Annotated in this window: 12 protein-coding genes; 9 read left to right on the top strand and 3 right to left on the bottom strand. The window is 29.8% G+C overall.

Annotation, left to right across the window (positions count from 1 at the left end):
- The first annotated feature begins 42 nt into the window (after positions 1-42).
- Positions 43-999, top strand: coding sequence for an ABC transporter permease (locus V5E38_RS14095; protein ID WP_499210465.1), 957 nt, complete (start codon positions 43-45; stop codon positions 997-999).
- A gap of 71 nt (positions 1,000-1,070) precedes the next feature.
- Here V5E38_RS14095 and V5E38_RS14090 read toward each other — a convergent pair whose 3' ends face one another.
- On the bottom strand, positions 1,071-1,709 hold the full coding sequence (locus tag V5E38_RS14090) for a GntR family transcriptional regulator (protein ID WP_499210464.1): 639 nt from the start codon (positions 1,707-1,709) through the stop codon (positions 1,071-1,073).
- 421 nt (positions 1,710-2,130) lie between these two features.
- Positions 2,131-2,778 carry a GntR family transcriptional regulator gene (locus V5E38_RS14085; RefSeq protein WP_499210463.1) on the bottom strand — a complete coding sequence of 216 codons (648 nt, stop codon included), beginning with the start codon at positions 2,776-2,778 and terminating at the stop codon, positions 2,131-2,133.
- 286 nt (positions 2,779-3,064) lie between these two features.
- On the opposite strand from V5E38_RS14085, the gene V5E38_RS14080 reads away from it, so the two are divergent.
- From V5E38_RS14080 to V5E38_RS14065, 4 genes are all read left to right on the top strand, one after another.
- Positions 3,065-4,552, top strand: coding sequence for a spore germination protein (locus tag V5E38_RS14080; RefSeq protein ID WP_499210462.1), 1,488 nt, complete (start codon positions 3,065-3,067; stop codon positions 4,550-4,552).
- A gap of 17 nt (positions 4,553-4,569) precedes the next feature.
- On the top strand, positions 4,570-5,655 hold the full coding sequence (locus tag V5E38_RS14075) for a GerAB/ArcD/ProY family transporter (RefSeq protein WP_499210461.1): 1,086 nt from the start codon (positions 4,570-4,572) through the stop codon (positions 5,653-5,655).
- Entirely contained in the window at positions 5,652-6,734 is a 1,083-nt protein-coding gene (locus tag V5E38_RS14070; RefSeq protein WP_499210460.1) for a Ger(x)C family spore germination protein, read from the top strand. The genes V5E38_RS14075 and V5E38_RS14070 overlap by 4 nt, the downstream gene beginning before the upstream one ends.
- A 257-nt stretch (positions 6,735-6,991) precedes the next feature.
- Positions 6,992-8,107: a GGDEF domain-containing protein gene (locus V5E38_RS14065; RefSeq protein ID WP_499210459.1), complete on the top strand. Its 1,116-nt coding sequence runs from the start codon at positions 6,992-6,994 to the stop codon at positions 8,105-8,107.
- Between the two features lie 72 nt (positions 8,108-8,179).
- Here the strand turns inward: V5E38_RS14065 and V5E38_RS14060 are convergent, their stop codons facing one another.
- Positions 8,180-8,674 carry a hypothetical protein gene (locus tag V5E38_RS14060; protein ID WP_499210458.1) on the bottom strand — a complete coding sequence of 165 codons (495 nt, stop codon included), beginning with the start codon at positions 8,672-8,674 and terminating at the stop codon, positions 8,180-8,182.
- Between the two features lie 98 nt (positions 8,675-8,772).
- Between V5E38_RS14060 and V5E38_RS14055 the strand changes: the two genes are divergently transcribed.
- The 4 genes from V5E38_RS14055 (at position 8,773) to V5E38_RS14040 (ending at position 13,154) form a co-directional block, all read left to right on the top strand.
- Positions 8,773-9,354 (top strand): vWA domain-containing protein, encoded by a 582-nt coding sequence (locus V5E38_RS14055; protein ID WP_499210457.1) that lies wholly within the window; start codon positions 8,773-8,775, stop codon positions 9,352-9,354.
- Between the two features lie 142 nt (positions 9,355-9,496).
- On the top strand, positions 9,497-9,931 hold the full coding sequence (locus tag V5E38_RS14050; protein ID WP_499210456.1) for a DUF6526 family protein: 435 nt from the start codon (positions 9,497-9,499) through the stop codon (positions 9,929-9,931).
- A 914-nt stretch (positions 9,932-10,845) separates the two neighbouring features.
- Positions 10,846-11,820, top strand: coding sequence for an LCP family protein (locus V5E38_RS14045; protein WP_499210455.1), 975 nt, complete (start codon positions 10,846-10,848; stop codon positions 11,818-11,820).
- 182 nt (positions 11,821-12,002) lie between these two features.
- Positions 12,003-13,154 (top strand): transporter permease, encoded by a 1,152-nt coding sequence (locus tag V5E38_RS14040; RefSeq protein ID WP_499210454.1) that lies wholly within the window; start codon positions 12,003-12,005, stop codon positions 13,152-13,154.
- The last annotated feature ends 451 nt before the right edge of the window (positions 13,155-13,605 follow it).

Below are 13,605 nucleotides of genomic sequence, written 5' to 3'. Positions count from 1 at the left end.
AGTTTGTTGATACTGAATTTCAAAAAGAAAGGAACATAAATCATGTTAAAATTGATTCAAAATGAATGGATAAAGATTATTAAAAGACCAGGTACAATTGTGATGGTTGCTCTTATTATTTTACTTGTTGGTGCTACTGGTTCTTTTGTAAAATATTATGAACATAAAAAAGAGCAAAATGCAGATCAGAATTGGAAGCAAACATTACAAGTACAAACAGCAGAAGATAAAAAACAATTAAAAGGTATAAGTGATAAAAATGACCCTGAAAGAAAGTATTTAGAACGAACAATTGCAATTAATGAGTATAGAATAGAGCATAATATTTCACCAGATGAAAAGACGAATGTTTGGACTTTTATGGATACTGCATCAAGTTTAATTATACTAGTAAGTTTATTTACGATTATCGTTTCTGGCAATATAGTAGCGAGTGAATTTAATTGGGGAACGATTAAACTATTACTAATCCGTCCGTTTTCTAGAAGAAAAATAATTATGTCAAAGTATTTAACTAGTATTTTATTTGGTTTTGCAATGTTATTTATATTATTTCTAGTTTCGAATCTATTAGGTTTAGTACTATTTGGTTCAGGAAGTGGGAATACTTCATACCTTGCATATGTTGATGGCCATGTTGAAGAGCAAAGTAGACTTATCTATTCTGCAAAACTTTACGTAATGAGCTTTATCGAAACATTTATGCTAGCTACGATGGCGTTTATGGTTTCAACAGTATTTAGGAACAACACAATTGCGATCGGTATTTCAATTTTATTATTAACAGTCGGAAATACGGTAACAGTTATTTTGGCTGGATTCTTTGACTGGACAAAGTTTATCTTATTTGCCAATACAAATTTAATGCAGTACGTAAATGGTACTCCACCAGTTGAAGGGATGACAATGACATTCTCGGTCATTATGCTAGTAGTCTATTTTGTTATTTTCCTAGGATTATCATTAGTTGTTTTTTCAAAACGAGATGTAACAGCTTAAGTTATTAGGTTAATTACTAGTTTCATTGAAAAAGCCTTATTCAAAGTGAAGAATAAGGCTTTTTCATATTTCTAAAATAATGATTGTATTTTTTCTTTCATCATTTCATTATACAGTTTCAAAGCTTGGTCATACTCTTTTTCTTCAAAAAATTTAGTTAATTCTTCGTACTGTTTAATATGATTTTCAACTGAACTTCTTCTATAGGAATAAAATTTACTTGCAATAATCTCAAATTTATTTTGTAAAGCCCCGATCGTTTTCATCATTAAATCATTTTGGCTCGTTTGTAAAATAAGATTATGATAGCGATTTGCTTCTTCGAAATATACATCATGCTGTTCATTAGCTACTGCATTTTTCAATAACTGAACGCATTCATTCAGTTCATATATTGGGAAATCAAGCATTTTTCTTTTCGCTTTTTCAATGCTTCCAATGCCTAAAAATAAACGATATTCTAAAAAATTAACGATATCGATCATTGTGATTTGGACATTTTGCACCATTGAACCTTGGTTTTTAAAATGTTTAACTAAACCAGTTGATTCCAATTTGACAAGCGCCCTTCGGATAGGGGTTCTACTCATGTTCAAATCCTTTACAAGTGATGCTTCAGTAATATATGTTCCAGCAGAATATTTACCTTGTATTATAAATTTTTTGATTTCTTCATATGCTTTTTGTTCTAGGGTTATATTATTTGGCAAGTATTTCACCATCCTACTTTCTAGTGTTTTTAATGCGCAGTTAAACAAGAGTGGGGATTTTTTATAAATCCACTCACTATACGAACAAATTTAATGTATTGTCCAAAAACTTTTACTAATCTTCTTTTAGCTCTAAGAAAGAACTAATATTATACAAAAAGTATACAATAAAATTGATTAAATAGTATAGAAAAATAATTGTTTCAATTATATGGAAATAAAGGGAAATATCTAATCAGATTAATCAAAGTGATAAATGAAGTAAGCGGATGTTTAAAGAATTATGAAGTAAATAAGTTGAAGTTATATTAATTTAAGTATAAAAATTGTATACAAAAATATTTTTATTAGTTAATTCTCGCTAATCAATAAAAAAACATCTAAAGCCTTAAAAGGTTTAGATGTTTTTTATGAATTTACATTAAAACATTAAATCCATAAATGCTTCTTCTTTCAGTTGAGTTAATATTTCAGTCGCTTTATCAAATTCAGATTTTTCCACACAATCAACAAGAGAAGAATATAATTCTATTGTCTTTGGAATTCTATTTTTTCTTACATTAAATACATTAGATGACGTTGCTTCTTCAGTAAATCTCTTCCATAGTTGATCAAGCATTTCGATGATTAAATTGTTTTGAGAATTTAGTAAGAATGTTTTATAAAACTTTGTTAACCCTCGGTGATAATGATGGGCATCATCTTGATTGTATGCTTTTTCCATAGAGGCAGTAATTTCTCTAAGTAGTTTAACATTAAATGGAGTATGCTTCCTTTGGGATTTTTCTACACAAAATACAGCAAAGCACCATTGAATTTCAATCATATTAATAATTTCATTTAAAGTAAAATGAGTATATGTAACAGTCGTTCCATGAAAGTTGTTGTGTGATAACAACCCTTCGGATACAAGTCTTCCAAGTGCTCTTCTAATCGGTGTTCTACTCATTTGTAATTCAGATACAAGTGCAGTTTCCTTCAAATGCATACCAGTTTGATACTCACCTGAATGAATCAAACTTTTTAATTTTTCATATGCAATTTGTTCTAACGTTTTCTCTTTTGCCATTTTATTCTCCTACTATAAATGTATTAACTGTTTCATAAAAGATCTTCTTATTTAATCCTTAATAGTATACATTAAAAATCCAATTGATAAGCTATAGAAAAAAATAATTCAATTTCTTAAAGGAACTTAAGTGGATTTTATTATTTATATAGGTTGATTCTTACCTAAATTTACATACCAACTTTTTAATGTTTAATTAATTAATCGATGTATTTTTCTTCCATTTATTAGAATAATTTCCATCCCCTTTTCAAATGATAAAATAAAATCAAAATAGGGGAATGGTATGAGAACTTATAAAGATGGTATGAAAAAAGATTCCTCAAAAGAAAATTGGATTGATGAATTATCGAAATCAAATGATTTTATTAAATTTAAAACTTCAAGTGATCTTCAGAATGATAGTTACTATAGTATTTATTTTTACAGAACATTAATTAGGTCTGAGATCATGCATGATCAAATACTTCCATATTTGACAAAGAATTATACTCTTGAAGATTTGATGTCTCAACTTCCAGTTCAACAACTTACGATTACTTCAGATAGTTCTAAAATCAAAAGTAAATTGCTAAAAGGTTATATGGTAATTCAGTATGGTGAGAATATAACTGATTGTTTACTTGTTAATATATCGAATAATGTTTCCAGAACGATTGGTCCTCCTATAATGGAAGCTACTACATTAGGCCCGCAAGTTGGATTTGTAGAAGATTTGGATGTAAACATCAATTTAATTCGAAACAAATTACCAATTTCTGATCTTCATGTCGAGGAATTGGTAGTTGGGAAGTTATCAAAAACGAGTGTTGCTGTTATCTATATAAGTGGTATTGCTGATGATGAAAATGTTAATACAGTTACTCAGAGGATAAAAGATATCCAATATGATCATATTCCGGATAGTTCATTTATTTCGTCTATGATTGGTGATAACACGCATTCTATTTTTCCACAATCGATTCCAACTGAAAGACTTGATCGGACAGTCGGAGGTTTAACTGAAGGGAAAATCGCCATTGTTGTTGACGGTTCTCCAAATGTTCTTTTGACTCCTGCTTTAATAGATGAGACTTTTATCGCGATGGAAGATTATTATGTCAATTGGGAACTTGCTACATTTTTCCGTTTTCTAAGAATGTTTGGTTTTGCACTTTCCATTTTCATAACGCCTTTTTATGTTGCAGTTTTGACCTATCATTATGAGCTAATTCCACCTCGCTTACTTGAATCTTTAGTCCTATCTAGAGCATCTGTACCATTTCCTCCAATTTTTGAGGTATTATTTTTAGAACTTACGATCGAGCTAGTAAAGGAAGCTGGACTTCGATTACCATCAAAAATTGGACAAACGCTTGGTATTGTTGGTGGTATTGTAATTGGGCAAGCTGTTGTAGAAGCTAAGCTTACGAGTAATATTCTCTTAATCTTAGTAGGACTTGGTACACTTGCATCCTACACATCTGCAATCTATAAATTTAACAATACAATTCGATTTATAAAGTTTCCAGTTATCATAATGGCTCAGCTAATTGGGCTTTTAGGGATTTTTATGGGCTTTCTCTATTTAATAACGCACTTGCTCCGATTAACCTCTTTAGGAAGACCCTATATTGGATCGTATCCGTTTAGGAAAACGGCATTTAATGATTTGTGGATCAGATTACCATTTGCAAAGCAGAAAAAAAGACCTACGAATTTAAGACCAGCTACACTTTTTCGATCAACCAATGATATAAAAAGACCTGGTCCACCGAGTGATTTTGATGAATAAAAAGGGGAGATTTATTAATGGCATCGTATAGAAGACAACAAGTTTCACCGTATCTCCTATTTTTTATTATTTCAGGCTCTCAAATAGGCGTAGGTGTTTTAGGGTTTCAACGACTCATCGCACAAGATGCTGGTTATGATGCATGGATCAGTGTCATAATTGCTGGGTTCTTTGTTAACGCAGTTGTATGGATTATGTATAAAATGTTATCGAAGGCACAAGGAGATATTATTGATGCGCATAAGCAATTTTTTGGCAATATTATCGGATCAATCTTAAGTTTAGTTATTCTAATCTATTATCTAATTTTAGCAATTTCTGTTTTAAGATTATATATTGAAATCGTTCAAGTTTGGATGTTTCCGTCTATATCAACGTGGCTATTATCGAGTATCATTTTATTATTATGCTACTATATTGTATCAGGTGGGTTTCGTGTAGTAGTTGGGATTGCATTTCTATCTGGAATCTTTACAGCATTGCTTTGGACATTGCTATTTCATTTGCCACATAAATATGTTCATATGGATAATATTTTACCTATTCTTGATCATTCGTTTAAAGATTTGTTATTGTCTGCAAAAAAATCAATCTATACAATGGCGGGGTTTGAAATATTACTAATGGTTTTTCCATTTATTCGTAATGGAAATTCTTCTCAAAAGTATGCTCAATGGGGAATCGTTTTTTCAACTTTAGTCTTCACTTTATCGGCTTTTACAACTTTTTTACTATTAAGTGAAAAACAAATTGCACATGTAATCTGGGCGAGACTCTATATAGCTAAATTAATTCATTTTCCATTTTTAGAAAGATTTGAATATATACTAATTTCCAGTTTTTTAATAAAGGTTATTTCAATTTTAGCTCTATTATTATGGAGCTCAAGCAGAGGCTTAAAATTAATTTTTAAATGGAAGCAAAAGTATACATTAATATTGATTAGTGTAATTAGTTTTATCGTTTGTCAATTACTTGAAACTCGATATCAAATTAATGTATTTACAGATTATACAAGTAGAATTGCTCTTTACATTTTTTATATTTATATACCACTTTTTTCAATCCTATTTATGATAATGAAGTCTGGGAAAGCAAAATGAAAAAATACCTTCTATTTTTTATTATTTGTATTGCATTAACTTTAAATGGCTGTGCACTTGTACCGTCTGCGAATGTTAATGAACTTAATATTATTGAAGCAGCTGGGTTCGACCTCCCAAAACCAAATCAACTGAAAGGGACTGTTGTTTTTCCTGTGTTTCGACCATCTGGACAGATCGAATATAAAGTGTCTTCTGCAAATGGAGAATCAATAAAAAAAATACGGGAAAGATTAGATAGTCAAATGAGGTATCGGTTAATGTCAGGTCAGATGCGGGTTGTTACATTCAGTCTGGCTTTAGCCAAAAAAGGTTTTTTTCCAATTGTTGATACATTTAATCGGGATCCGGCCGTGGGGAATATCGTACAATTTGCTATAGTTGATGGTGAAACAAGTGATTTACTTTCATTAAAACAGTATAAAGATGAAAACATAGCTTTATATCTTTACGATCTCCTTGTACACAATTCAGAGACTGGACCTTTTCCCTATACTGATTTCTCAACGTTTATCTATCAATATTTTGAATTAGGACAGGATCCGTATTTACCAGTGTTAAAAATAGTGAATGACAAGATTAAATTAAATGGCATTGCAACTTTCAAAAGAGATAAACTTATAACAATTATTCCTTGGAAATATGCTTTCATATTTAAAGGGATGAAAGAAAATTATAAACAAGGATTGCATCAATTCAAAATTGATGGAGAATATGTAGCAATTGATAATATAAAATCTAAAAGTAAATATGATATCAAAATCAAAAAAGGACAACCAGAGTTTACAATTCATATGAAAATGAATGCCAGAATTCAAGAATATACTGGTGAAAAACCAATAGTACTTCCTAAACATATTAAACAAATAAGTAAAGCAATTGAAAGGGATATTGAAAAAGATGCAAAGGAGCTTATTTCACTCCTTCAAAAAAGTAATGTTGATCCAATTGGTTTCGGCTCAAAATTAGAAGCTCATTACAGGGAATTCGATGGAAAAAAATGGAAAAAACAGTATTCGAGTGCAAAAATTAATGTAAAGGTTAATTTAGATATACTTCATACAGGAATTGTTGAATAGATCATGTTTCAAATGAACAGAAGAACTATTAAAACGTGAATGGAACTAATAAAGGACGTCTTAAGGTCATTGTTAGACAGATAGACGTCTTTTTTAATTACGAACATTGTATAAAAATTGTATACAAACGATTGAGTAAGTATGTTAAAATAATATTACGGAAAAGTTAAGTATAAGATAAATTTAATCCATAGATCAGTTTCTTTAATAATTTAAAAATAATTGTATTTATTTTAAGGTAATTCCTGGAGGGGATTATGCTTTTTAAAAATATTTTCATAACCCATACAATCATCATTAGTTTTTTTTATCTAACGTCTTCCATCTTATGGGGAGAAGCAAGACAAAGGTTTGCAGGGAAATCAAAATTTCAAGAATTTTTTATCGGGATTCTATTGAGTGTATTAACGATTGTATTAATAAATTTCCCGATTTTCACAGATCATGGAACAAATATTCAAATTAGAGCTCTTGGAATGGAAATTGCGGCAATCTTTTTTGGGAATATTACCTTAGTGACAATGTTTTTCTTCGATATTATTGCTTTTTATTTTATTAAAGGATTTAACTATGTTTACCTAATTGATTCACTTTTGTTATTAATTGTTTTATTTATTGGTTTTTATATGAATTATCAAAAATGGGATGAAAAGAAAAGAATTCTTGTACTGACTACTATTATCATTTTGTTTAGATGTATTAGTTTCTATTTAATAGAAAAATGGATGTTAAAACCGATTGGTGAGATTGTATTTGGAAGGTTATTTCAAACGATTGGGTTTTGGATTTTAATGTTTGTTCCAGCATTATTATTAAGTTACTTTATATCCTATCAAACACGTAATACAGTAATAAAATTAAAGATAATGGAAAATATCGCAAATGTAGACAGTCTAACTGGACTATATAACCGTAGATACTTTGAACAACAACTTTTAAATGGATGTTCCAAATCCTATGATACATCCATACCAATGACATTATTAATGATCGACGTGGATCATTTTAAAAAATATAACGATCTATATGGTCACCCAAAAGGTGATGAATGCTTAAGAAGAGTAGCAACTAGTTTGCAATTAGAGACGACAAGCGCATCAGGCATTGTTGCACGGTATGGTGGAGAGGAATTCTCAATCTTGTTACCGAAATCAGATCTGAATGATGCAATTAAAATAGGTAATCGATTATGTAAAAATATAAAAAAATTAAAGATTGAACATGAGCAATCAGAGAAAAAATTAGTTACATTAAGTATTGGTGTAGCTTCTTTGATTGCTGAAACTGAACAAGATTACTTAAAGTTAGTTAAGCAAGCTGATCAGGCATTATACAAATCAAAGCATAATGGAAGAGATCAAGTGAGTTGCTAAAATATGGAATATGGTTAAATGAAAAAACATCTATTAATCACTTCAGAAAAGGTGATTTAAGATGTTTTTTATTTATTTAATTAATGGATTTAAATTAAAGTGGTTCAATGCTTCGTTGACTAAATCGATATCATAAATGTTTTTCTCTAAGAAAAATTTTATAACTAAATCAGTTAAATCACTGTCTGATAATGTATAGCCAGCAGAATTTAAGAGATCGCTCGTTTCAATTTTATTTAGTTCAAGTGCTAGTGATAAAGCGATTATTGTATTTTTCTTTGGAAGATAATTAGGAATGGAGCGAATTTTTGAAAAATGTTTTCGGTCAATACCCGCCTTTTTATAGATTAGTGGATCACTGACATTTTTTTTATCTATAAAGTTAAATAAGAGCTCTTTAAATGTTGGTTTTAGTTTGTTTTTAATAAATGCTTCAATCTCTATATTTTGTAAAGGCTCAGCAGCATACATTTCATTCTGACTAAAATGTATTTCTTCTATTATTACTTCATCTAAATGGCGTTTTACATATAGTTGTAATTCAATCAAAAATTCTTGGTTAAGCAAGTTAAATTCCCCCTTCCAAAATGTCTCTTTAAAGGCGACCTATCTACTAATTAATTCAGTTACTATTATAACATCAAGAATGAAGGGGCGGATTAAGTATGAACAGTAATAAAACAGAAATCATATTTTTAATCGATAGAAGTGGTTCAATGGCTGGACTTGAAAGTGATACAATCGGTGGATTTAACGCATTTATGAAAAAACAAAGTAGTTTTGATGGAGAAACTAATGTAACAACAGTGCTGTTTGACGACCAGTATGAAGTGTTATGGAATGGACGCAATGCACAAGAAGTAAAATTAACGGATAAAGATTATTTTGTAAGGGGCACGACTGCACTTTTAGATGCTATAGGAAAAACCATCTTAAATGTAGGAAACAGATTGTCTTTATGCAATGAGATGGAACGACCTGGTAAAGTCATATTTGTTATTACTACCGATGGGTTTGAGAATGCGAGTGTTGAATTCACGTATAGGAAAGTGAAACAGCTGATCCATCACCAACAAGAAAAGTATAATTGGGAATTTATATTTATGGGGGCCAATATTGATGTAGCAAAAGAAGCAAGTAGCCTAGGAATTTTAAAAGAAAATGCTTATACTTTTGAACCTTCTAATGAAGGTGTTGAAAATATGTATAGTGTAATAAGTGAAGCAGTGTATGAAAAAAGGATATAATTTACATTCAAATCTAGGAAGTCATTTTTTGACTTATTAGATTTTTTTATTGTAAATAAAAATTCTTTAATGATAAATAAGTAGTAAGATTAATAATGTTAGAATAGGGTACATAAAACATATTTAGAGGAGAGATGTACATATGAAACCGCAAAGCTTAGATCATCACGTTAGGTATCATCCAGTTTTCCACTTTTTTGGAGCACCATTAGCATTAATCACGATTATTGGTTCAATCGTTAACTTATGTAGCGCCATAAAAAATAGCGATCATATTTGGTTAGCAGTATTTATTTTAGTCACTTCGCTTTTATTAGTTGTTTCGTTTTTTCTAACAAGAATCTATTCCAACAAAGTACAAGACCGTGTCATTCGAATGGAAGAAAATTTTCGTCACTTTACGCTAACAGGTAAAACGTTAAATCCTCAATTAACAATAGGACAAATCATTGCATTACGATTTTCAAGTGATGAGGAATTTGTAGCGTTAAGTGAAAGAGCGGTAAATGAAAGACTGAGTTCGAAAGAAATTAAACAAAATATTAAAAATTGGCGTGCAGATGAGTATCGCGTTTAATTTTGTGTAGGGCCTATTATTATAGGTCCCAGAGTGTTGAAGTATAAAATCGTCAATAGGGAAAACGGCCTTTAAGTGAACATTTTATAATGATAAAATTAGCATTTTTTGATCTTTAAATGGTTTTAAATGTTAATATGTTTGAGCAATTTCATTATTTCAATAACACTAGAAATGATTTTTTTTTAGAAGTTAAAAATATTATGAGCTTTTTTTTAGAAAACAAATTCGATTGTTTAATTTAATATATGTTCAATATTAATTGATCTACAATCTGATTAATATACCACAGTTAGATTACTCTAAGTAAAGGCTATTTGATTAGGGGTTATCGCAGACATTTTTTGATGAATAAGTTGATTGGAATGGAGGGATGCTCGACTCCTATGGGATAAGCGGGAAGGCTGAGACCCCACAGGCTTGCCGAGGAGGCGAAAGAATCTCGCCCCATGGAAAGCGAGCATCCTGTAATGGAAATCAACATCACTCTACTCCTTTTATGAAAATTTGGTAATTTAATTGACATGGTTGTTTTTCAACAGCATGGGGCCTATTATTATAGGTCCTTTTTCTTTTTTAGAGGGGCTCTGTTTAATATAAACGTTGATTTTTGAAGCAAAATTAGTCTAAAGTTCGAGTAACAATTCCAGCAAAAAATTTGTTACTTATTAAATATGATAATTTCCCCTAATGCCGCTAACAATATAGATATAAAATAATCAAGTTTAGATTTAAAACTACGTTGCTAAAATTGTATTTAAATTTATTCTTTTTAATTTATTCATTAAAAAAATTTAACAAAATTTGTATTGTAGTATAACGACATAAATGTTTAAAATATTCTAGTCATTTTTCATCTTAAATATTCTGATTAAAAAATATAGACCATACAATTATCTAAAAAAGGAGCTCAAATGGAAGAAAAGCGTAATAAAATCAAAAAAACAAAAAGAAAGCCTCTTAAAATATTGCTGTTGATCGTTCTAATTCTTATCGCATTTATTGGATATAAGGGAATAAGAACATATTATAAATTACAGAATGCTACCCAGGGTGAAGTTCTTCACTCAAATTTGCGTAAACAAGAAATAAAAGATACTCAACCTTTTTCCATTTTATTTCTTGGAATTGAAAACTACGCAACAAAAGGTAAAGGTGGTAGAACTGATTCCATCATTTTAGTAACTGTAAATCCCAAAGATAAAACGATACAAAAAATGAGTATTCCTCGTGATACGTACGTGGAAATTCCAGCTCAAAAAAGAAAATCTAAAATTAATGGTGCATATAACAGTGGTCTTCAATCAACTGTAAATACAGTAGAAAACTTTTTACATGTCCCAATCGACTATTATGTTACTGTAGATTTTGGTGGTTTTAAAAATATTGTCGATGAGATTGGTGGAATTGATGTTGATGTTCCATTTGATTTTTGGCAATATACAGATACTAAACCACGTTATAAGGTTTACTTCAAAAAAGGAAATCAACATCTAAATGGAACAGAAGCTTTAGCCTATGCTCGAATGAGAAAGCGCGATCCACGTGGTGATTTTGGACGTGAAGAACGTCAACAACAAGCTATGCTGGCAATTATCGATAAATTAAAGTCTCCGAAAACAATATTTAAAATAGATAATTATGCAAGTGTATTTAGTGAAAATGTCAAAACAAATATGAGCTTGTCTGAAGGATTATACTTATTCAATGACATGAAAGAAGCTAATCCTAAAAACATCACGACATTAAAATTGGAAGGAAAAGACGATTATATTAACAGAATTTACTATTATATGCCGGATCAATCTAGCATAAATGCGATAATAAAAAGTTTGAGAAATCATCTTGAGCTTGATAAATTACCTGCTAATTCAATTGAATCAAAATAAGTACATGTATTTTTAATTTAAAAAAGAGGTAAATGAGTAGGCATACTCAATTACCTTTTTTCTTTTTTAGACTCCAATAGCTGTGATTTAATGGGAATTATGGTATTTATTAAGTGCATTGAGGTTTCAAATGCAATAAGCAGGGGTGTGTAGTAGAATAGAAAAGTACTGGAGGGGGATTGATGAAAGAATATATTTATGTAGAAAACGAAAAAAATGTGAAATTGAAATTTGGAATTATAAAAAAAGACATTGTATTTACCATATCACTCTTATTAGCAATCGTAAGCTGTTTTTTCCATGCACCAAAACTAGATTATATAAATTTTGAAGTATTAGTCAGTTTATTTAATCTGATGCTAGTAGTTAAGGCCCTGGAAGATCTAAAACTATTGGATAAATTCGCCATTGCTATAATGAGTAAATGTCATAATAGTAAAAGTGTTTCAGCAATCCTAATTTTATTATGCTTTTTTAGTTCCATGCTTGTAACGAATGATGTGGCGCTAATAACATTTGTACCATTAACACTTATTATAAGTAAGATTATACAAACTTCTATGCTAGATACTATTATACTAGAGACAATTGCGGCTAACATCGGAAGCAGCCTAACTCCAATGGGAAATCCACAAAATCTTTTCATATTTACTTACTACGGAATAAAGCCTATACAATTTTTCACAACAATTCTTCTATTAGTGGTTTTGGGAATTGTTCTATTATTGGTATTTAATCAAAGATTGAATAGTAAAACATTGGAAATGGAACTTCCGAATATTCAAATAAAAAATAAAAAAAAGGCAACAGTATGGGGGATACTATTTGGCATCATATCTGTATCCATACTAGGGGTTTTAAGCTACAAACTTGCGTTTATTATCGCATTAGGAACCGCATGTATACTTGATATAAAATTATTGAAGAAAATTGATTATTTATTGCTTATTACTTTTATCTGTTTTTTTATATTTATAGGAAACATATCGGAATTAAAGGTAATACACACATTTGCTAACGAAATTCTCAAAAGTCCCACATCAATCTTTTTCAGTTCCATATTTTTAAGCCAACTGATAAGCAATGTACCTGCTGCGATTTTTTTATCAAAATTCTCAGTGAATTGGCAGCCTTTATTAGTTGGTGTAAACTTAGGGGGACTTGGTACAATTGTAGCTTCCCTCGCAAGTGTAATTTCATTTAAACTTTTTATTAAGAGAGATCCACAAAAAAGTAAAAAGTACCTTATCAGGTTTAGCTTTTATAACTTTTCAATTTTAGCTCTTTTAACTCTTGTTTATTATTTTACGATGAAATATCAAAATTTCTTTTAATACAACAGAAAGAAAAGCTTTTTTGAATCTTCAATTATCGCATGCTTAGTTCGTTAAAAATCAAAAAAGAGAATCCCTACAGGAGGATTCTCTTTTTTTGATTAATTTATATCTTGGGCTAAGGCAAACTAGCTTGTAAAAAGAGAGAAACTCAAAAGAGAAGTTTCTCTAAAAATAGGTGATATTGGTAAAAAAGTAAAACAAGAAATGTAGTATTATTATATAAAAACTAATATGAGTTGGTTTAGTAAAATGCCTATTGATTTGGGAAATTATGTAAATAAAAAGCCGTTGACTTGAATAAACAAATCAACAATCTACTCTAACAGAGCCTTCAAAGAAAAAAACTCATTGTAGAAATTGTTTATCTATTGTAATTTATGTAATTTCCATCGTCAGATTTTGAAATAGTTTTTAACGATAAAAAGGAAGGGCTAAATACCGAGTAATA

It is taken from the genome of Rossellomorea sp. GAMAL-10_SWC, assembly GCF_049568075.1.
GTDB lineage: Bacteria > Bacillota > Bacilli > Bacillales > Bacillaceae_G > Gottfriedia.
Note: the sequence above shows the minus strand (reverse complement) of the source record. Positions and strands in the feature narration are given on the sequence as shown.